This is a genomic window from Pseudomonas sp. 10S4 (assembly GCF_034344865.1).
In the GTDB taxonomy this organism is placed as follows: domain Bacteria; phylum Pseudomonadota; class Gammaproteobacteria; order Pseudomonadales; family Pseudomonadaceae; genus Aquipseudomonas.
This window is the reverse complement of sequence record NZ_CP133774.1, coordinates 6,112,304-6,133,463: the sequence shown is the minus strand read 5'-3', so window position 1 is coordinate 6,133,463 and position 21,160 is coordinate 6,112,304. Positions and strand designations below refer to the sequence as shown.

Genomic DNA, 21,160 nt, shown 5'->3' with positions numbered 1-21,160 from the left:
CGACACCCAGACTCATTGCCCCGTGTACTCATTTGGTGTTGTATGTTTTTAACATTTCTTCTGAGCCGTCCCAGTTTGGAGGTGTTTTCCAATCCCTATTTTTCTTTTTTCCAATTATTACACCAGTAAGTGTGTTTTTTTCGTCATAAAAAATACGACCGTCCCAGTTGGGGCCGTCAATGAAACGCATAGATATGATTGCGTCAGGTGCCATGCATGAAAGTGCGTTTATCAGCTCTTCAAGTCCAGGCATTGCTGATGAAGTACTGTTTGCAATTTCTTTTTGAATGGTGAGCTCTTCTTTGTACGCATTGCTAGATTTTTTTATAATGTAATCGTTTTTGTAAGTGAAACTTTCTTCAGTTAATTTTTCAATCAGTTGGGCAGATTTCATCCCGTTATCTGTGAGATGAAAACTCTGCTGTAAAAAATCTAATATATTCATGGTTTAAATACCTCGATATCTCCATTGCGAGGACCTTTCATGAGGACTTCTTGCTCTCCCCAACGGTCTTCGGAAAACTGCCATGACCACTTATCCCCTTCCTTTGGGGCACCGATTTTGACTCTCAGAATAAGGCCGTCCTCTTTCGCAAACTGCCTAGCGATATCAGGTGATCTTGTCCATGAAGTATAGGGGCTGTCTCCTGAGTGTCCTCCATAATTGTGATCATCAGGGTTTACTACGCCATCAATCTTTCCGGGAGTTACCTTTCCGGAAAATGCGTCAGTTTCCGCAGGATGCCCCTTATGAACGCCGCGGTACAGATATCCTTCCTCTGGAGTGCTTGGGAGGCGAGGAAGACTCTCGTATGTTGTTTCCCGAGACTGGTTTGATTGTTTCTCGTCAGGACCGTCGCAAGGTTCGCAGCTCAGCCCCAACGGATCCACCCACCCCGTAGGGTTAGGTACGTATTGATAGTTGTTCAACCCACCCGCAAGCTTGATCGGGTCCGGCGTCAGATACCGTCCAGTGCCCGGATTGTAGTAGCGATGCCGGTTGTAATGTAAGCCCGTCTCAGCATCGAAGTATTGACCCTGGAAGCGCAGCGGGTTATCGATTTGAGCCACATCAAGAGTGGCGAGGTTGCCATAGGCACGGTATTTCGCCGACCACATGATCTCGCCGCTGTAGTCGGTGAGTTCCTGAGGAGTGCCAAGGTGGTCAAGTTGGTAGTAGAACGGCTCAGCTTTGAGCGGGCCTTCGCCATCGAGCATTGCCAACGGTCGGAAGCTGCCCGGCTCGTAGATGTAGCTGCGATAGCGATTGTTGGCGCTTTCGGCAATGAGGCGTTCGCCTTGCCACAGGAACTCTGTGGTTTGGCCGTCGACGGTTTTGGCTATACGGCGACCGAAGGCATCGTATTTGTAGCTTGCAACGCTGCCGCCAGGAAGGCTAACGCCGACCAATCGATGCTGGCAGTCGTAACTGTATTCGGTGACGAGCTTTTGTCCTGTTCCGCGGCGCTCACGGCTCAAATTGCCAAAGGCGTCGTAGTCGTAATGTCGATCGCCCTGCATCAGCAAACGGTTGCCTTTGACATTGGCCAAGTTCGCGGTGGGTTGGTTACCTTGACCTAGAAGGTTGCCCGCCGGGTCGTGGGCAAAGCTTTCCGGGGTGGCGCCTCGAACGTTGATCAAACGGTCGAGCGGGTCGTAGTGATAACTACGATTGCCTTTCCGGCTGTCATCGATGCCGGCGAGGTTGCCGTTTGCATCGTAAGCGTAGCGACGCTGGAACAGGTTGCGGTCCTGCTGGCTAACGCTGTGAGCTTGCAGGCGGCCTTGTTCATCGTATTGGTATTGGCTGAGCAACAGACCCTGTTGACGCTGCTGTTCGCGACCTGCGCTGAACTGGTGAGTGGTCAGGCGCGAACCGTTGAGGTCGATGCTGCTCAGTTGACCGCCTTGTTGGTGGCGATAATCAAGCTTGCTGCCGTCTGGGAGGCGGCAGTGTTTCAGTTGGCCTACGGTGTCGTACTCGTAACGCAGGGTTCCCCAACCTTGGTGCTCGGTGATCAGGCGGTCTTGCAGGTCGTATTCGTAAGCGAGTGGCCAGTGGCCGTCGTCGACGTTTACAAGGCGGCCAAGGGCGTCGTAGCTATAGTGAATTTCCTCGTCATCGGCCAGGGTTTTCACCAGCAGGCGGCCAGCGGCATCGCGCTGGTACTCGGTAATCAGCTCACTGCCGTCATCGCCGAACTCGGTTTTCTTTAGCAATTGACCGTTAAGATCGTATTCGTACGCGGTACGACGACCATCGAAACCGGTTTCCTGCTGGATGAGTCCGTTCGGGTAGTAATCGAGGTGGTAGTGCTCGCCACGTTCGTTTTCGATCTCGCTGAGCAGCAGACGTGCGTTGTCGTAGCGATAGCGCAGTTGGCTGCCATCCGGATTGATACGACGGCTGACCAAGTGCAGGTTGTCGGCATATTCGTAGCGGGTGACTCGGCCCAACTCATCGCGCTCGGCGGTGACGCGGCCGTATGGGTTGTAAGTGAACGCGCGCGTAGCGCCACCGGGCAGGGTGATTTGCGCCAGGCGGTTAGCAGCATCCCATTGGTATTGGGTGATTGCGCCGCTTTCGTCCTGACGGGTGATCTGCCGACCCAACGCGTCGTAGCGGTACTTGCGCTGACCACCGTCCGGCAGTTGCTCTTCAAGCAGTTGCCCGAGATTGTTCCAGCCCAGTTGATGACGACTGCCATCCGGATGACGGATTTCTAGAAGACGGCCCTGGCGGTCATAGTTGTAGTGGGTTGAATTACCATCAGGGTCGATTTGTTCAGTGATTTCGCCTTGGTCGTTGCGCCAATATATCCACTTCGACGGGCCACGATTCACCACCCGGACGTAGCCGTGGTAATACTCATAAGAGGTCGGGGTGTCTTCGGGTGGAATGACCGCGATCAGTCGGCCTGCTTCGTTGTATTGGTATTCGGTGACGGCGCCGAGTGGATCTTTTTCGGCGATCAGGCGGCCTTTGTCGTCGTAGGCCTTGAGGTGCTCCGCACCGTCCGGATCAACCTTGGCGACCAGTCGAGCCTTATCGTCGTGGGTGTAGACCTCTTCGCTGCCGTCAGCATTGGTAACCGTGACACTGCCTTTATCATCCCAGGCGTAATGCGCGTCCATCTGCGAGAAGCTTGCCCAGTGATGGATGCATCGCGCCGATTTACCTTCTTTTTCCCATTCCCAATAGAAACTGGCGCCGCCGGCGAGTTGCCGCTCAAGAATGACGTTCTGGTCGTTGTAGGCATAACGCTCGGCTTCGCCGGCGGCGTTTTTGGCTTCGATCAGGCGGTGTTGGGTGTCGTAGCTGTAGGTGACCAGGGTCTGGATGGTGCTCCAGGCGTCTTCGAGATTGTCGGCCGGGATGAACTGCTGGTAGTCGATGCCGACGATGTGCTTGCGATCGTATCGCACGAGAAGGGCACGACCGGCGCCGTTATCGACGCGTTTGATTCGCCCGTGAATGTCACGGGTGATGTGCAGGCGATTGCCGTAGTTGTCGCTGATGGCGATCAGCGTGGCGCCCTTGTTGTTGTAACGAAAGTGGTAGAACTGGGTACGTTCTCCGGCTTGGGTGAGGATCAGTTCTGAGGGATCATCACCAAGGAAAATCGCTGCTTCCGACAGGCTGTTGGTGATCGCCGGACGCTGCACACTCGGTAACGGGAACGTGGTGATACGGTTTTCGTGGTCGGTCCAGACCACCTCTTCATCTTTGACGTCCACCCGCTGGGCAAGTGCATGGCTCCAGCCGTAACCAAGGCCGCAATCAATTTCCGCGGCGCTGGTGCGGTAAAGGCGAGTCCACTCGAAAGGTAGCAGTCCATCGAGCTGACCATCGGTCAGCGTCAGTAGCTCTTCACCGGTAACCATGGAAACCGGGCAATTGTTGGTGCTGGTTTTCTCGGCACTGGTTGCGCTTTTTTTGTCGGGCGTTTTTGACTGGGCCGGAGCATCGCTGACCTTTTCCTTTGGCTCCAGGACGAATTGCTTTTCTGCTTTTTTCGAGCAAATGCGGAGGCGTTTTTTTCCAGCAAGGCAGGTGTGTCGTTGGTGATTGGCAAAGGACCTTTTGCTGTTGCTGCGGTGGCTTGCTCGATTTTCAATGCAGCCTTTTTGGCGGCATCCATCGGTACGCCTTGCGCACTGGCCAACAGTGGTTTCACGGTTTCGCCGTGAGCCTTCAAGGCGTGTCCCTTACTCGCGGCCAAGAGTTTTTCCGCGAGCTCCTCTAGCATTTTTACCGCTGTGCCAGATTGGACCTTGGCCAAGGTTTTTGTACCAACACGAATCGCCAGCCCGAGACCGCCCGATAGGCAGATCCCCAGCACCACGTTGATCAGAAAGGAAGCGCCGATGGCCGTAATTACTTCCACACAGACTTGCGGCGGCAGCATGCCAACCCACGCGATAATGGCTGAGAGGTAGATGAACATCAGCGGTTCGTCGCTGAGAATCAGCAGTCCGGTGGCAATCGCTTCTTTCGATGCTGAATAGAGTTTCTCGATTTCTTCTTCACTCAGGTACTGAAGAAGTTTTTTCACATTTTTAAAGGGGTCGGCTAATAGTTCGAACAGGCTTTTGATGTCATCCCACAGACCCAGAAGCGCCTTCTCAAGACTATCGAGTGCAGACTGCATCAATATGAGCGAGCGACCCGCCCGGTCAGTCGCCGAGTAGCTCGCCCACTGCGGCTGGAACTTACTCGACCATTCGCTTTTCAACCAGCCGTCAAGATTGCCGATGACACCCTGGTATGAGTCGTACAGCGCTTTGACGTTGCTTTCAGAAACATTAGGGAAAAAAGTGATGCGGTACATCTGACCCGGCTTGCAGCCCTTGATAACTTCAATGCCGCTCGGGCCGATATTCGCAGGAATCACCGGGCCGACCACGTCGTATCCGCCGAACATCGCTTTTTTGACGGGTTCGAGCTTGACCGGTGTATTGCCGATGGGCACGTACCGAGCGCTCTCAAACATATGGATCAGTGTGAAATCACCCATCAACGGGCAGGTGGCAAAGGTTTCAACCGGCCCTGTCTTGGTCTTGCGCTCAGTAACGCTGACTTCGTTGCCCACCTTGAACTTCTGATCTACATCCATTGCCCAGCCAGTCCAGAAGCCGTCGGCCCAGGTCTTGTATTCGGTTAGGCAATTATTGAAGTCCTTGAGAATGACATTCACGTCTGGGGTCTTGGCGTCGAGAACTCGAATAACCAAATTACCGATGGGATCAATCATGACGTGACTTCCTTTGTCAGCTCAGCAGCAAGACGCTCTGCCATATCTTCTGTATTGGATTGTTGGCGCACGAAGCGCTCGACCTTGTGGCGCAGGTTACTTTCGGGGAAGGCGAAGAAGAGTTCCGGGCAATCCTCTCCCAACCACTGCATCAAGTTGTCGACGACGGTGGTGTGGTCTTTCTCTGCCAGTGTGTCGACTAACTTCTGCGGCACCTCCCACCACGGCCAAGCCTTGGCCGGTGGCACTCCCCTTGGCCCCACCTCCAGTTTCTGGCCATTGATCAGGTAGCGGTCGAACACTGGCAAAACCTCACCAGCTCCTGCACCCAGCCCTTCAAGAATCGGGAAGATGTGCCGCCCATCCCAGAACCGAAAAACACCTCGGTTCCGTCAGGCATGAACACCTGAGTCAAACTGCGAAGATGTTCAAACACGACGTCCTGGGTGCTGGAGGACACCGCCAACCAACCCCAATCCTGGGCGTCGGTTTCGGCAATCCACTGAAGAAAACCGGCGTTGGGTTTCAATTCGGCGAGGTAGGGCATAACGGGCTGCCAATCGGCGTAAGGCGTGCCGCTCCAGATGGGGGTCAGTTCTGGAGCCATGTCTTGCTGGTAGAAAGCTTTGAGCGCTTCGGCATCACTGGCCGCACTAACGATCAAATACAACCGCTCACCCACCTGCAACGGCCGCTCAGCCAACCACGCCTGCGGAGTCAAAAGATCAGATCGCACAAGCACCTGCCTTGCATTTTTCACACTCTTCACAGAACGGCGCATTGCGTTTCAGCGTATTGATCTGCGCCGGGGTCAGTACCGCGCCCGCCTTATCCGCATCGGCCTGTTTCAATGCCCCCGGCATCAGCGGTGCCGCGCCCGTTCCGTTACCAGGACTGCCACCGGAGTTCATGTTGATCACCGGCCCGCTCAGCGTGACGCCGCTGCCGTCGATCTTGATGAAGCTCCCGCCACCGATCAGGGTCAGTTCGCTGCCGGCTTCGAGCACCACTTTCATGCCGCTGCTCAGGTGGATTTCTTGCCCCGCTTCAATGAATTGCCCGGTACCCACCTTGATGTGTTGGTTAACGCCCACGGTGAGGTGGTCGTTGGCGCGGGTTTCGACTTTGCGGTCGGCGTAGACGGTGTGGTGTTCTTCGGCCTTGAATTCGCTGTAGCTGTTTTGCTCGACAGTGTCGTGGCGTTCGTTGCCGACGCGGATTTTCTGGTCGTGCTCGACGTTTTCGTCCCAGTCGCGCTGGGCGTGCAGGAAGATCTGTTCCTGCCCTTTCTTATCCTCGATGCGCAGTTCGTTGTAGCCGCCACCACCGGGGAGCTCAGGGTTTTGAAAGTGCTGCGGGTTTTGTTCGCCGGCAGGTCGTAGGGGACGACGTTTTCCTTGTGGTACAGGCAGCCGCTGATCAGCGGCTGGTCGGGGTCGCCTTCCAAAAACGAAACCAGCACTTCCATGCCGATCCGCGGGATGGCGATGCCGCCGTAGTGGGCGCCGGCCCAGGCGGAGGAGACGCGCAGCCAGCAACTGGTCTTGTCGTCGGCCTGGCCTTCGCGGTCCCAGTGAAATTGCACTTTGACGCGGCCGTACTGGTCGCAGTGGATCTCTTCACCTTTGGGCCCGGTGACGACGGCGCTTTGGCTGCCGAGGATCCGTGGTTTTGGGTGGTTCAGCGGCGGGCGGTTCGGCACGTCCCACGGGGTCGCCTGGAAACGATTGCGATAGCCTTGATGGAAGTCGTCCTTCAACGCCGTGGTATTGCTGGTGACCGACTCTTCCAGCACTTGCGGCTGTTTGCCTTCGTGGAGGATTTCGGTCAGCAGCCACAGGTCGTTCCATTTGGCTTTCGGGTGCTCGGTCAGGGCCAGGAAGTGGCCGCTGACCAGGATCGGCTGATCGCTTCTGCCTTCGGCGAGCTGGAAGTCGCTGCGGTGACGTTCGAGGGCGCGTTTGGCCAGGTGCTTGCCGCGCTCGCGGTCGATGAAGCGACCGGGGTAGTCGTAGTCTTCGAGGTCGGGCAGGGCGTCGCCACGGTTTTCCGCTTCGAGGGTCAGGCGCGGTTTTTCGAAGTCGTAGTCGCGGCGGGTGGTGCGGCTGGTGCGGGTTTCCAGGCGCAGGTCGAAGCGCTTGATCACCGGGTTAGTCGCGACCATGCCGGAGTCTTGCTGGTAGGCCACTGGCGCGAGTTTCGGGAACACCGTCTGGTCATCGCCGAACACCAGTTTGTGGGCCGTGGCGCTGTGCTGGAAGTGGTAGTGAATACCTTCTTCCTCGCACAGGCGCTGGATGAACTGCAGGTCCGATTCATCGTATTGAACGCAGTAGATGCGCTCGGGATAAATCGCCCCGACTTTGAATTCGTAGGCGTTGCTTTGAATGCCGTGCTCTTCGAGGACCATGCCGACGATTTTCGGTACGGTGAGGTTCTGGAAGATGCGTTGGTTGATGCGGTGCGCCAGGTAGGACAGTTGCGGACGCAGGGTCACCGCGTAGCGGGTCAGGCGTTTGCCGGAATCACCCTGGGCGGCGCGATAGATCTGGCCATGAATGCCGCTGCCGTCAGGCGAGAGCTGCAAAAAGGCCGGTTTGTGCAGCAGCGTTTCGAGGTCCAGGGACGGCTGTTCACTGACCAGATCCACCTCAAACACAAAAGGCTGGCTGATGGCTTCCCGACCTTGCAGGGCAAGCACCTGGAGATCGTTATCCAGACCTTCGATAGTCAGGGCAAAGTGAGTCTGATTGGCCGGCGCGAACATCCCTTGTTCCTTGTGCAGTGCTTACTGCGTTCGTCGACACCCGAAAACCAGGTCAACGGACGCGAAATTCTGGGGAGCGTAAACAACATCGACCAGCAGAGCTGGCCGATGCGTGAAGCGGTCAGCCGCGATTAAGCGACTGGCTGACGCCAGTCATCGGAACCCGAAGTACCGGATACTTCGTGGGTCCAGGTGATTTTGCGGTAGGTGAATTGCACTTCTTCCAGGTGCGTGAAGTGGGAGTTCGACGGATCCTGGCAGTTGTGCATTTTGTTGTTGATGGCGACGATGATCGCGTCTTCCAGTTTGGTGGTGTAGTAGTGCTCTTGGGTCCCTTGGGCCGAAGTGCGGTACCACTGGATAACGATTTCGCTCATGCGCTCGCCGGAGGTCAGAGCCGCTTGCAGCAGTGGCGAAGCCTTGTCGTAGACCTTGGTGATCACAACTGGCTTGTGAACGCGCTGACCGGTTGGTTGGCCGGATTGCGGGTCACGCGGGATGATCACGTCGTGGCTGAAAGCCTGAACCATGACTTGGTCTTCGTGACCTTCCTGGTAGGTGTTGCCAACCGAGTCGGCGGTGAAGGCGCCGGCAGTGATCAGACCTTGTTTTTCGCCAGTAACGGACATGTACGCTGGTGTAGCCATGGATGTGCTCCTTGCTAAAAATTTAGGGTGCCCGGGAGGCGAAATCGCCCGGTGGGTGCCTGACTGTTATCAAGGTTCGTGCCAGAAATGTTGAGGACCAAGTAAACCGGGGGATGGCCGAGGTTTTTCAATTGCTTGAGTGATTTTCAAGGGAAAACACCCCACAAAGTGCGCAAGAAGTTGCGCAGTACTGCGCAACTTCTTGCGCACTCGGCTGGAGGCCACGGCGGGCTTGGCGCTTAGCGATATTGGAGGGGGTTTCGAAAAAAGTGCGCAACTTCTTGCGCATCAAGGCCATGCGCCATCATTCAGATGGCTGGCGCCGATTTGCTCGACGAATTGAGCGAAGTCGGCAGCTGTTTTTACCGAGTCAGGCGCAACTTCTTATACGTAATAGTATTGCGATACCAAATGCGTCTCCCGAAAAAGCGCCAGTAGTTTTAAGCAACTGGTCGCTGATATTCGATTCTGGCTGGAAATTTAACCATCCCCTAAAAAGTAGGGGCTGACCGACCGCTTTTGGCCGATTCTTGCCTGTCGTCAAGGGCAGCATTCGGCCGAGGCTGTGTAAAAACGTTTTTGAGCGCGACAGGTACTCAAAACCGGACTGAAAATCGCGCTCCTACGCGAAATCCACATCTGCTGACGTGCCGATAAATTTCAGATTTAACGTAGACGCGCACACTTCAATTTTGGCGAAGCGTTTTTACACACTCTGGGCCAAAAGCGGCCCTTGTGTGAACGATAAGCCCAGCATTTTCCGCATTAACTAAAGTTCGGCTCGGTCAACACGTTGCGCCCTGACTGGCGCAATCGCATGCGAAAAAGATAGTCACGAAGATTTGATGTTTTTTTCAGCCATTGCGCACTTTCGGGCACACGTTCCAAATAATCGAGCATAGGCGTCAGGATGGCGTCCGCCATGCTGTAGTCCGCCCCGCAGAAAAATTGCTGCCCGCCCAAATGCGTCTCCAGCAGCCCAAGTGTTTGGGTAGCCATTGGCTCGGCGGTAGCCACAGCTTCTCTATCGATAGGGCGTGACGGTTGCGCAGGTGAAACCAGCAATAAAAGATAACGACGTATCAGTCGATCATCGGCATACGTCGCCAAGGCAGCGGACCACTGATCGACCTTTACCCTCTGGGCCAAGTCTGCGGGTCTTAGAGAAGTGCGCGCAAAGGCTTCATCTAGGTAGCGGCAAATGGTGGTTGTTTCGATTACGCTCCGCTCTCCATGCAGCAATACCGGGACCTTGCCAAAAGGATGCAGTGCCTTGTGTTCAGGGTTGTGGAGCGTGATCGTTTTACCATCCACGTGCATCCCGTGTGTGTAATCGAGCGCTTTCTCTTCGCAGTAAAGTCTGACACTACGTACGAAGGTACTAAATCCAGGTCCCAGTATGTGCAATCTCATGTGTAGCTCCTTGAGGGGGAAGAGTCGGCAATTCTGGTCGGTATGACTTTATGTTCAAGAACATAAAGTCCCGTTTTGTCATACTCCATCTCACGCTTTACTGAGGAGAAGCCGTATGCCCTGGCCTGCTACACAGCGCGCAACCACTCGACAGATGATTCTGGATAGCGCATCGCGCCTCTTCGCACTGGAAGGTTTCGAAAAAGTCAGTATCGACTCAATTATGGAGAGTGCGGGATTGACCCGGGGGCCTTCTATAGTCACTTCGCATCCAAAACGGAGCTTTACACCGAAGCTATTAGAAATGCCGCGAACGCGGGGGGCGATACTGGAAGAGGCTGGTAAAGACGGTTTGCAGCAGGTGGTGAAAGACTATCTCCGCATGGACCATCGGGATGCAAGCCGCATGCACTGTCCGTTAGCCTTCATGGTCAATGATGCTGCTCAGCAGGACGGAGCCATCCAGGAGAGCTACACCCAAGTGCTCGCAGCTTTCATCACACGTCTAGAGTCCGGACTGAAATCGACGACAGAGACGGATACACGCCAGCATGCTCTGCAAATTGCCGTAGGGATGATTGGGGGCTTGGCACTAGCTCGAGCTGTGGCCGATGACCAATTGGCGCAAGAAATTCTCACAGCCTGTCAACAGGGATGTTTGCAGCTCGTTGAGCTATGACATGCCTTAGTAAGCAACGAAACGGCCGCATTGGGTCGCACGCTTCCCCACGTCATAGGCAAAAATCGACCCAAAGCAGCCCCTGATGTATGTTTGTTGTCGCCATATGTTATTGGCATTCATGGAGGATTCTGACTGATGGCACGCGTGGGATTGATACTGACACCCGGTTTTGCGGACTGGGAATATTCTTTCATTGCTGGAACTGCGACTCCGTTTTACGGGATCGACGTCAGGTTTTTCGCTTCTGCTGCGGGGCAGTTCCGCTCGCAGGGTGGATTGGCTGTAACTGTCGATAGCAGTTTGCAACAATGTCTGGACTGGAAACCGGACGTTGTTGTCGTCATTGGAGGAATGGTCTGGGAACGCGCAGAAGCACCGGATATTCGAGAATTTCTTCATGCTAGTCGTTCAAGTGGAGCGACAATTGCCGGTATCTGTGGGGGAACTCTGGCACTTGCGAGGGCCGGGCTTCTCGACACGGTTCCTCATACCTCGAACAGCGCTGACTTCTTACAACAGAATGCCGTAGGTTATGAGGGGCGCACGCTTTATCGAAGCAGTCCAGTGGCTGTGGTTGCAGACCGCATCATAACTGCTCCAGGCCCTGCACCCGTTAGCTTCACCTGCGCAGTGTTTGAAGGTGCCGGGCTATCTTCAGAGATCACTTCTCAGTTCAGGTCAATGTTGGCAGCGGAACATCGGTGACTGCGTGGTCCTACAAAACAGCCGATCAGGTGATGTGTTCGAGAGGCCGCTCATGGCCCAGAGTGTGTAAAAACGCATGCGCCGTTTTGAAGTCCGCGTTGCTACGTAAAATCTGCCAGCGCTTGGCTAGTCGGAAGACCTGAAATTTGCGTAGGAACGCGATTTTCGTTCTGGTTTTGACCGTCAAACCTGCTCTAAAACGTTTTTACACAACCTCGGCCGTTTTGAGCCGGTCACGACAGGCAAAAAACGGCCAGAAGCAGCCGCCGGCGAAGATCGCGGTTTCGGCTGGGTTGGTCATGGTAGGTCACCTCAGCGGATACCGGTGTAGTTATAGGGACGTGTAGGCCAATACCAAGGTTGAGCCCCACAGTTTCCGGAGCCGTTCAAGATTGCCTTTGCTGCGTGCCCGCCTTGATACTCACCAAATTCTTTCGCGGCGGCTCGCCAAACAGCCGTTTATATTCTCGGCCCAACTGATTGGCACTTTCATATCCAACATTTAAAGCTGCTTGAACGACATCACAGTTTTCAACCAGCAGTCAATTCCACCTATTCGCAGCAGCTACTTTTCGTGCGCAAGGGGATGTGCGTGCCTCAGATTTCAGGGCATGATGCGCCGACAAAAAAATCAAGGACGATAACAGCAGTGAAAAACGCCCTCACCGCCCTGCTTCTGCTGTGCCTGGCCACCCCTGCACTCGCTGAAGAAAGCCCCGTCGGTTTCCGCACCGCCACCCTTCACGATGCACAAAATAACAACCCACTGGAACTGGTGGTTTGGTATCCCGCCACAACCGCCGCCAAACCCGAACTGATCGCTGACACCGTGGTCTTCATCGGTGCCCTCGGCGTGCCCGATGCACCGCCAGCTGCTGGCGCGCACCCATTGGTCGTGCTCTCCCACGGTTACGGCGGCAATTGGGGAAAACAGGTCTGGTTGGCCGGTGCATTGGCGCACAAAGGTTACATCGTGGCGGCGGTCAACCACCCGGGTACCACCACCAAAGACCGCAACCCGCAAGCCGCCGCACAGTTATGGAAACGCCCTGCTGACCTGAGCCGCGCGATCGATGCGGTGCTGGCTCAACCGAAGCAATTTGGCGCGGTCGAGAACAACCGGATCGCCGTAATCGGCCATTCCCTCGGCGGCTGGACCGCGCTGGAAATCGCCGGCGCCCGCTTCGACCCCGACCTGTTCAGCAGGGACTGCAACGCACACCCGAAGTTGGCGGCTTGCATCGCCTATCATGAGATGAACCCTGCCGGTACTCCCGCCTTGAAGAGCCATCTGGCCGCAGACTTGAGCGACAAGCGCGTCACCGCCATTGTGTCATTGGACTTGGGCCTTTCACGCGGCTTCACCGATGCCAGCTTGGCCAAACTGCCCGTGCCGGTGCTGGTTATTGCCGGCGGCGTGCTATCGGAGGATATGCCTGCCGAATTGGAGTCCGCCGACTTGGCCAAGCGGTTGTCCAAAGCGTCGACGACATACGTGGATATCAGCGACGCCAACCACTTCAGCTTTATGCCGATATGCAAACCGGGGGCGATTGCGTTGATTGAAGAGGGTTCGCCGGGTGATGGCATGATTTGCCGGGATGGCGAAGGGGCTCGGCCACGGGAGGTGATTCAGCAGCAGGTGATAGGCTTGATCACGGAGTTTCTGGCGAAGTAGTTCACGCTCAAAAGAAAGGGCGCTATAGAACACGCATCGTATAAATCTTCCCCCGCAAGACCTAGTGACCCGGCCCCCTTTCGGCGCCAGGTCATGAGCGAGGTGAATCGCCTCTGGGTTCGTAGACACCTTCGAGCCACAGCTTCTGGCCGAATGCAGCCCCTTGCGAGCGTCAGCAATGGGTCCAGGCTGTGTGAAAACGTTTTAGAAAGTATTCCATGGTCAAAAGCGCAACGAAAATCGCGTTACTACGTAAATCTTAGGTCTGCTGAGTATCCAAACGCCGAGAGATTTTACGTAGCAACGCAGACTTCAAAACGATGCAAGCGTTTTCACACAGCCTGGGTCGGATCGCGACGGTCTAGCATCGACCGTCGCAACGGGTGGTTAAACTTCCGTCTGTTCCGCCATTTTCAAGGCATCATCGACCTCGATTCCCAGGTATCTGACGGTGCTTTCAAGCTTCGTATGACCAAGCAGGAGTTGAACAGCTCTCAGGTTCTTCGTCCTCCGATAAATCAGCGATGCTTTGGTTCTCCGTAGCGTATGAGTACCGCACATCGTTGCGTCAAGGCCAATGGCTGTTACCCACGCGTTGACTATCCGAGCGTACTGTCTGGTGGAGAGATGTTCTGAGTCGTGCAACCGGGTAGGAAACAAGAAGTCCTCACTGCGGAGGTGGGCCTGATGCATCCAAGCCTCCACAACAGTTCGGGTTTGCTCAGTAATTTCAAATTGCACTGGGTGTTGAGTTTTCTGCTGCATCACGATGGCCCGTGACGACACGCGCTCCCCATGAGCTATGTCTCGTACTCGCAGCTTGGTTAAGTCACAAGCACGTAGCTTGCTGTCGATGGCCAAGTTGAAAAGCGCCAAATCTCGTGTCTTCTCAGCAAGCTGGAGTCTTACTCGGATTGCCCAGATATCTCTGACTCGGAGCGGGGCTTTCTGCCCGAAAATCTTTCCCTTGTTCCAAGGCTGATGGCTGTATGTAGCAATAGTGTTCATGGCTTGTCCTCCACGTTCAGGGAGGACAAGGGTGGATCAGTCACAATGAGTGGTGGTCGCTATTCGACCCAAATCGGACTTCGACCAGCATTTGGAAGGGCGGGCTTTAGCCCGTCCCATTCAGCGAAGCGAACGGTTTTAGCCAACTGTCATGCATGTTTTACTAGCCGCTTCTTTAAATGATACAGGCTAGTCCCGATAGGGCGATCCTCAAGAACACCGTAAACCTCATACCCATGCCGTTCATAGAACTGTTTAGCATCAAAGGTTTTTAAGAATGCAACTACTGCCCCATTGTTGGCACCAATCGTTTCTGCTTTTTCCAAAAGCATAGATCCTACTTTTTTACCACGATGAGATTCCTTGACCCAAAAGGTGTCAATCTCTAAGCCATCCCAGTAACAATTACAGCTTATTGCACCAATGTAATCGCCTGCTTTATCGTGTGCAACGACCATAAATATTTTATCTTCCGATTCTGGCGGTAAATTTGGATATTGAATTCGAAGATATTCTGAAAACCTATTATTCAGAACTCCTCTATCCTTGTCAGTTGGACAATCCAATATATCAATCCTGATTTCCACCTTATTACTCCTATAATTCAACTTTGAAATATCGTACGACTTTTGGCATAACATTCCATGCTCATACGTAATCCTTTGAGCAATCAAAAAAATCGAGTCTGTGACCGCGACATTGAGAAGGGGAAGCGGCATATTATTTTGCACGTTACTGACGTATTAGCTGCGTGTCCATGGTCTGCTTTTGGTTGATAACTGCCTGTCACGAAGGGCGGCAATCGACGCAGACTGTGTGAAAACGTTTTTGAGCGAGTTTGCCAATCAGAACCGCGACGAAAATTTCGTTCCTACGCAAATTTCAGGTTTGCTGATCAACCCAGTGCTGGAAGATTTTACGTAGCAACGCAGCGTTCAAAACGCTGCGTCCATATTCATACAGACTGGGCCCAAAGCAGACACTTGGCGGTGTCTACAAAACTATGGGCGACTCACTAAAAATTTGCAGCCGTCCTCGGGCCGAAACTTTGGCCTGCACGTCAGAACATGTAATACGCAGTCATGGCTGCGATCGACTAATACGCAAATCTAGCGATGTCTAGCAAAATTCGCTAGACATCGCTAGACCTTCCTATAGTCCCTTGGCCAGTTCGGCCACTACTCTGTCCACCGATCGCTTATGGGGCGATTGCTGCCATTACGACCAGAGTGGACCCATCGGCAGGACCGGGGCGGTGCTTTACCGACGAGCCATCCCAGAAAAAACTGGTATACGGAATTCCCCAAGAGGAGCACTGGGCTGGCTTCGATGCTACGCGTGAATAAATTAATTTTTGTGAAAAACATTAATTTTTCCTGAAAAGGACCGGCTATACGGTTACATTTTGCATCAATTAGTTACATTCATAGGATAAGCTGATCAATCTGCCCGTCCCCCGAGTGCGCACCATGGCCATCAACTTCGACCTGAACGATCTGCAAGCCTTCCGCGCCGTGGTTGAGCAGGGCAGTTTTCGCAAGGCTGCCGATACGGTGCGCATCTCCCAACCGGCCTTGAGCCGACGTATTGAAAAGCTTGAAGACGCCCTCGGCGTGAAGCTGTTCGAGCGCACCACCCGCAAGGTCAGCCTGACCCAGGCCGGGCGTGGTTTCATCCCCAGCGTCGAGCGATTGCTGGACGATCTGGACGTGGCGCTGCTGGGCATCAGCGAAGTCGCCTCAACCCGGCTCGGGCATGTCACCGTCGCCTGCGTGCCGTCGGCGGCGTACTACTTTATGCCGCGGGTGATCGCTCATTACCACCGGCAATTTCCCCGGATCAAGGTCAAGGTCCTCGATTCCAGCGCCCACGACGTGCTGAGCGCCGTGGTCAACGGCGAGGCGGATTTTGGCCTGAGCTTCTTGGGCACGCTGGAAGCCGAGATTGATTTTGAACCGCTGGTGCAAGAGGGCTACGTGGTGGCCTGTCGGCGCGATCACCCGTTGGCCGGGCGCAGCAGCGTGACATGGGATGAGTTTTACCAGCAGGACTACATCTCGCTCGACAAGACTTCGGGCAACCGTTTTTTGCTCGATCAAGCGCTCGCCGGCGTAGTGCCGCAGCGGCCGAGCATCTGCGAAACCCGTCACGTCACGACGATGATCGGGCTGGTGGAAGCTGGGCTGGGCGTGGCGGCAGTGCCGATGATGGCGATGCCAGTGGAAGATCACCCGATTCTGACCCGGGTACCGCTGACCGATCCATTGGTGATGCGCAGTGTCGGGCTACTGAAGCGCCGGGGTCGCACGTTGACCCCGGCAGCCTTGGAACTGGAAAGGCTGGTGGTGGCAATGAAAGTCCAGCCGCCAGCGGTCAGCGGCTGACCGAGTCCAGCCCGGTGGCTTGCACCTGCGGTTGAACGGCCGGGGAGGCCAGGTAGTCCAGCAACGCCTTGGCCTCGGCCGGGTGTTGCGCGCCCACCGGAATGCCGGCGGCGAAACGGGTCACCGATTGCACCGACTCCGGAATCTTCGCCACAAAACTCACCCCCGGCACCGGCAGCAATTCGCTGACCTGCTGGAAGCCCAGTTGATAATCGCCGGTTGCAACCACCGAGCCCACGGGGATTTTCGGGATCATCTTCGACTTCGGCTTGAGTTGCTCTTCGATGCCCAACTTCTTGAACAACTGCTCCTCGATGTACACACCGCTGGCGCTATCGGAATAGGCCACCGACTTGGCGTCGAGCAGGGTCTTTTTCAAAGCCTCGACCGAACTGATGTCCGGTTTCGCTGCGCCTTCGCGCACCACCAGGCCAATCCGCGAATCCGCCAGTTCCACCCGTGAAGCCGGGTCGACTTTGCCTTGTTTGATCAGGTCGTCCAGCGCGTAGCCGACCATGATCACCACATCGGCTTTTTCACCGCGAGCCAGGCGATTGGGGATCGCTTCCGGCGCCTTACCCATCGATGGGCCGAGGTCGGTGTGCAGGGTGTTGCCGGTGGATGCGGCGAATTCCGGGCCGAGGATTTTGTAGGCAGCGGTGAAGCCGCCGGACGTCATCACACGGATTTCTTCGGCTTGGGCGACGGTGCTCAAACTGGCGATCAGGACCAGCGCTGCATAGCTGAAAAGCTTTTTCATCGATTATTTCTCGCAGTCAAAGGTCAATCACGACACGGCGGGTTGCAGGCGACCGGTGGAGCGGCGATAGAGAAACAGCGTCGCGCACAACGCGCAGAGCGCGGCAAAACTCATCCAGTAACCCGGTGCAGCCTTGTCGCCGGTGTACTGGATCAGCAACGTCGACATTGCCGGAGTGAAACCACCGAACACCGCCGTGGCCAGGCTATACGCCAACGAGAATCCGGCGACCCGCACTTCCACCGGCATGATTTCGGTGAGGGCGGCGACCATCGCGCCGTTGTACAAGCCATAAATGAACGACAGCCACAGCAACACCAGCAGCATGTTGATGAAGCTCGGTGCGTTCACCAGATAAGTCAGCGCCGGATAGGCCGTGGCCAGGGTCAGCAGCGACATGGCAATCAGCACCGGGCGCCGGCCGATACGGTCGGACAAGGCGCCGCCAATCGGCAGCCAGAAGAAGTTCGAAACACCCACCAGTAACGTCACCAGCAACGCATCGGAGGTGCTCAAGTGCAGCACGGTTTTGCCGAAGGTCGGCGCGTACACGGTGATCAGGTAAAACGCGGTGGTGGTCAGGGCGACCATCATCATCCCGCCGAGCACGATGCCCCAGTTCTGCGCCAGGGTGCGGAACACTTCGCCCATGCTTGGACGGTGTTTGCGCGCAGCGAATTCGGCGGTTTCTTCCAGGTTGCGGCGCAGGAAAAAGATGAACGGCACGATCATGCAGCCGACGAAAAACGGAATCCGCCAGCCCCAATCGGCAATCATCGTCGGCGCCATCCATTGGTTCAGCCCATAGCCCAGCGCTGCCGCGACAATGATCGCCACTTGCTGGCTGGCCGACTGCCAACTGGTGAAAAAGCCCTTGTTGCCCGGCGTGGCAATCTCCGAGAGGTACACCGAGACGCCGCCCATTTCCGCACCGGCCGAGAAACCTTGCAGTAAGCGGCCAATCAACACGAGGGCCGGTGCAAACAGTCCGATGGTTTCGTATCCGGGCACCAGCACAATCAGAATCGTGCCGCTGGCCATGATCGACAGCGTGACGATCAAGCCTTTGCGCCGGCCCACATCATCGATGTAAGCGCCCAGCACCACAGCGCCGAGCGGGCGCATCAGGAACCCGGCGCCGAACACCGCGAAAGTCATCATCAGCGAGGCAAATTCACTGCTGGCCGGGAAGAACACGGCGGCGATCTGGGTGGCGTAGAAGCCGAAAAGGAAGAAGTCGAACTGTTCGAGGAAGTTGCCGGAGGTCACCCGGAAAATCGAACCGGCGTGAGAACGCCCGGAAGGGATTGATGCTGTCATTGACGTGTACTCCACCGCTTTTATGACGTGCGCCGCGTGGGGGCAGCGCACGGTTCTTATTGGCGCGGATAGTGGAACAGGGGGATCGATATGTTAATTGCATAGTTGGCATGCATTGATGCGTGAAGCGGATCAATGCGCTTGGTATTGATGTCGCCTGACACGACGCCTTCGCGAGCAAGCCCGCTCCCACAAGGGATTTGCCGCGAACACAAAATCTGTGAACAACAGCGATCAACTGTGGGAGCGAGCTTGCTCGCGATGACGGTCTAACCAGCAACCCAACCCTCAGATATACGCCTCGATATGCGCCATCCCCCGCGCCACATAATTTTCCTTCTCACCCACCGGCGCAAAGTAGTGCAGGACTTCCCGCGCCGTTTCAACACCCTTGAGCCGGGCTAACACCCACGCCGACAAGTATTGCGCCGACAAACAACCGCCCGCCGTGGCGATGTTGCCATTGGCATAAAACGCCTGATTCACGATATTGGCCCCGGCCGCCTGCACCCAGGGTTTGCTGGTGGTGTCGGTGCAGGCCGGCGTATCGCCGAGCAGCCCGAGCTTGGCCAGCAGGAACGTGCCGGAGCATTGCGAGCCCAGCAGTTGCCGCGCCGGGTCGAATTTCAGTTGATCCATGATCACCGGGTCGCTGGCCACTTCCCGGGTCTTCATGCCACTGCCGAACAGCACTGCATCGGCGGCGCAGGCTTGCTGCAGATCGATGTGCGAATCGATGGTCAAACCGTTCATCGACGTCACTCGTGGCGTTGGCGACGCAATGCTCACCCGCCAGTCCTGGTCCCCCAGCAGCGAAACGCGGCTGAGCATGCCATAGGCAATCAGCGAATCCAGTTCGTTGAAACCGTCGAAGGTCAAAATGGCGATGTGCATGGCGAATCCCGATGTTTTTTCGCAGCCTACGCCGACCCGGCGCGACGTCTCCCGTACAGTGGGCCGCAGAATCATCGCTACAGTAAGGAATGATTCGCCACGCGCGCAGTCGGAACTCAGTAACCACGACATCCCAAGAGGTTCACCGATGAACAGCAAAACCCTTATCGCCAGCCTCGCCCTTGTCGCCGGTATCGCCGCTATCAATCCCATCGTTCAAGCCGCCGAGCCGCAGAAAACCGTCCAGCCCGGCGTCAACAACTCCCGCAGCCTGGTGAAAGGCGATCGCGCGCCGGAGGTTTATCAGCGCAGCGAAAAAGCCGTGAAAAACTGGAAGGCGAAAGGCCTGAAGGCGCCGACGTCTGATGCGCAGTGGGTGCAGATCAATGACAAATACATGATGGTGTTGATTACCAGCGGGACGATTGTGGATGTCACGCCGGTGGAGCGGTAAGCCTCAGAACTAGAGTCTTGGCGCTCGTGCGAAGCTACTCGCTGTGCACGCGCATCGGGCTGTTGGTCCCCAACCGATACTGATTATTCCCACTGCGTTTCGCCTCATACATCGCCAGATCCGCAATATGAATCAGCCGATCCATGCTCGGCGCATGATCCGGGAACACCGCGACCCCAAGGCTGGTGCCGATGTGTCGTTGATCATTGCCAATCGTCACTGGCGGTGAGAGTTCGACGAAGATTTTCTGGCAGATGCTGCGGGCTTCATCTTGCAGGTTGATGCCTTGCGGCAGGCCTTGGAGGATCACCACGAATTCGTCGCCGCCAATCCGCGCGACGGTGTCGGTTGAGCGCAGGATTCTCTTGAGTCGCGTGGCGGTGGTGACCAGCACCCGGTCGCCAGCCGCGTGGCCGTAATGGTCGTTGATTGCCTTGAAACCATTGAGGTCGACAAACACCAGCGCCACCCGTGTGGCGCTGATGCGTGCCTGTTCCAGTGCCTCGGACAGGCGCTCTTCGAGCACCAGGCGATTGGGCAGGCCGGTCAGCGGGTCGTAATGGGCCAGGTGTTGCAGGTAACTGGCGGACGCCTTTTCTTCGGTGATGTCGCGGACCACGCCCAGCATCTTGATCGTGGCGTCGTGATCGTTCTTCACCACATTGCCGGTCTCGCGCAACCAGCGGATGGTGCCGTCGGGCCAGACCACGCGGTATTCCTCGTCATGGTTCTCGCCGGTTTCCAGGCAACGCAGCTCTCCGGCGCGGACCTTGGCCCGGTCGTCCGGGTGCACGCAGGAACAGAACAGGGCGTAGGAGGGCGTGACTTCACCGATCTTGAACCCGAACATGCCGTAGATCGCCTCCGACCAATAGAGCTTGTCGGTGTCCACGTCCCAGTCCCAAGTGCCGATGCGGGCGAAGTACTGGCTGCGTTTAAAGCGCTCGGCGTCACCGTCCAGATGGATGTTTTGTCCCGTGGAAAGACTGGCGATCAGCGCACGGCATTCGACCAGTTGCTGTTGCAGGGAATACTGGCGACAGACCAGCGCAACAAGCACGGCAAGCATCACTGAGCCAATGGCAGCGCTGATCCAGAGGACACTCATTCAGGGATGGCCGTCATGGCGAGTTTAACCGTGGGGGATGACGCTTATATTAGTTCACGCTTACTGCCGGAAATAGATCTAAACC

14 protein-coding genes and 3 pseudogenes are annotated in these 21,160 nt (G+C 55.9%); 5 read left to right on the top strand and 12 right to left on the bottom strand.

The window, feature by feature from the left end:
• Positions 1–28 precede the first annotated feature (28 nt).
• The 6 genes and pseudogenes from RHM58_RS28570 to RHM58_RS28540 all read right to left on the bottom strand — a co-directional run bounded on the left by RHM58_RS28570 (position 29) and on the right by RHM58_RS28540 (position 10,082).
• A complete protein-coding gene (locus RHM58_RS28570) occupies positions 29–445 on the bottom strand; it encodes a hypothetical protein (RefSeq protein ID WP_201257082.1) in 417 nt (138 codons plus the stop codon).
• Positions 442–5,255, bottom strand: a pseudogene (locus RHM58_RS28565) (RHS repeat-associated core domain-containing protein). The gene RHM58_RS28570 and the pseudogene RHM58_RS28565 overlap by 4 nt, the downstream one beginning before the upstream one ends.
• A pseudogene (locus RHM58_RS28555) lies at positions 5,252–6,036 on the bottom strand (DUF4123 domain-containing protein). The pseudogenes RHM58_RS28565 and RHM58_RS28555 overlap by 4 nt, the downstream one beginning before the upstream one ends.
• Positions 5,981–8,022 (bottom strand): annotated as a pseudogene (gene tssI, locus RHM58_RS28550) (type VI secretion system tip protein TssI/VgrG). Before tssI ends, RHM58_RS28555 begins: the two co-directional pseudogenes overlap by 56 nt.
• A gap of 131 nt (positions 8,023–8,153) precedes the next feature.
• Complete coding sequence (locus RHM58_RS28545; protein WP_054051032.1) at positions 8,154–8,669, bottom strand: Hcp family type VI secretion system effector; 516 nt, start codon at positions 8,667–8,669, stop codon at positions 8,154–8,156.
• Between the two features lie 765 nt (positions 8,670–9,434).
• Positions 9,435–10,082 (bottom strand): glutathione S-transferase family protein, encoded by a 648-nt coding sequence (locus tag RHM58_RS28540; RefSeq protein ID WP_242486401.1) that lies wholly within the window; start codon positions 10,080–10,082, stop codon positions 9,435–9,437.
• 115 nt (positions 10,083–10,197) lie between these two features.
• Here RHM58_RS28540 and RHM58_RS28535 point away from each other — a divergent pair, with 115 nt between their 5' ends.
• From RHM58_RS28535 to RHM58_RS28525, 3 genes are all read left to right on the top strand, one after another.
• Positions 10,198–10,761 carry a TetR/AcrR family transcriptional regulator gene (locus RHM58_RS28535; protein ID WP_322268853.1) on the top strand — a complete coding sequence of 188 codons (564 nt, stop codon included), beginning with the start codon at positions 10,198–10,200 and terminating at the stop codon, positions 10,759–10,761.
• Positions 10,762–10,899: 138 nt separating this feature from the next.
• A complete protein-coding gene (locus RHM58_RS28530) occupies positions 10,900–11,469 on the top strand; it encodes a DJ-1/PfpI family protein (RefSeq protein ID WP_201257092.1) in 570 nt (189 codons plus the stop codon).
• Positions 11,470–12,118: 649 nt separating this feature from the next.
• A complete protein-coding gene (locus RHM58_RS28525; RefSeq protein ID WP_322268852.1) occupies positions 12,119–13,147 on the top strand; it encodes an alpha/beta hydrolase family protein in 1,029 nt (342 codons plus the stop codon).
• Positions 13,148–13,534: 387 nt separating this feature from the next.
• On the opposite strand, the gene RHM58_RS28520 is transcribed toward RHM58_RS28525, so the two are convergent.
• Together RHM58_RS28520 and RHM58_RS28515 are read right to left on the bottom strand one after the other, a co-directional pair.
• Positions 13,535–14,155 carry a tyrosine-type recombinase/integrase gene (locus RHM58_RS28520; RefSeq protein ID WP_322268851.1) on the bottom strand — a complete coding sequence of 207 codons (621 nt, stop codon included), beginning with the start codon at positions 14,153–14,155 and terminating at the stop codon, positions 13,535–13,537.
• Positions 14,156–14,304: 149 nt separating this feature from the next.
• Positions 14,305–14,742 (bottom strand): GNAT family N-acetyltransferase, encoded by a 438-nt coding sequence (locus tag RHM58_RS28515; protein WP_201257094.1) that lies wholly within the window; start codon positions 14,740–14,742, stop codon positions 14,305–14,307.
• 882 nt (positions 14,743–15,624) lie between these two features.
• On the opposite strand from RHM58_RS28515, the gene RHM58_RS28510 reads away from it, so the two are divergent.
• A complete protein-coding gene (locus RHM58_RS28510; RefSeq protein ID WP_322268850.1) occupies positions 15,625–16,539 on the top strand; it encodes a LysR family transcriptional regulator in 915 nt (304 codons plus the stop codon).
• On the opposite strand, the gene RHM58_RS28505 is transcribed toward RHM58_RS28510, so the two are convergent.
• From RHM58_RS28505 to RHM58_RS28495, 3 genes are all read right to left on the bottom strand, one after another.
• Entirely contained in the window at positions 16,529–17,299 is a 771-nt protein-coding gene (locus RHM58_RS28505; protein ID WP_322268849.1) for a substrate-binding domain-containing protein, read from the bottom strand. The two genes, RHM58_RS28510 and RHM58_RS28505, sit on opposite strands and share 11 nt — an antisense overlap.
• Positions 17,300–17,326: 27 nt before the next feature.
• The gene (locus tag RHM58_RS28500) at positions 17,327–18,619 is read right to left on the bottom strand and encodes an MFS transporter (RefSeq protein ID WP_322268848.1); all 1,293 of its coding nucleotides are present in this window, start codon (positions 18,617–18,619) and stop codon (positions 17,327–17,329) included.
• 288 nt (positions 18,620–18,907) lie between these two features.
• Positions 18,908–19,513: a DJ-1/PfpI family protein gene (locus RHM58_RS28495; protein ID WP_201257096.1), complete on the bottom strand. Its 606-nt coding sequence runs from the start codon at positions 19,511–19,513 to the stop codon at positions 18,908–18,910.
• A 148-nt stretch (positions 19,514–19,661) separates the two neighbouring features.
• Here RHM58_RS28495 and RHM58_RS28490 point away from each other — a divergent pair, with 148 nt between their 5' ends.
• Complete coding sequence (locus tag RHM58_RS28490; RefSeq protein WP_201257100.1) at positions 19,662–19,967, top strand: RcnB family protein; 306 nt, start codon at positions 19,662–19,664, stop codon at positions 19,965–19,967.
• A gap of 34 nt (positions 19,968–20,001) precedes the next feature.
• On the opposite strand, the gene RHM58_RS28485 is transcribed toward RHM58_RS28490, so the two are convergent.
• Positions 20,002–21,075 carry a sensor domain-containing diguanylate cyclase gene (locus RHM58_RS28485; RefSeq protein ID WP_322268847.1) on the bottom strand — a complete coding sequence of 358 codons (1,074 nt, stop codon included), beginning with the start codon at positions 21,073–21,075 and terminating at the stop codon, positions 20,002–20,004.
• Positions 21,076–21,160 lie beyond the last annotated feature (85 nt).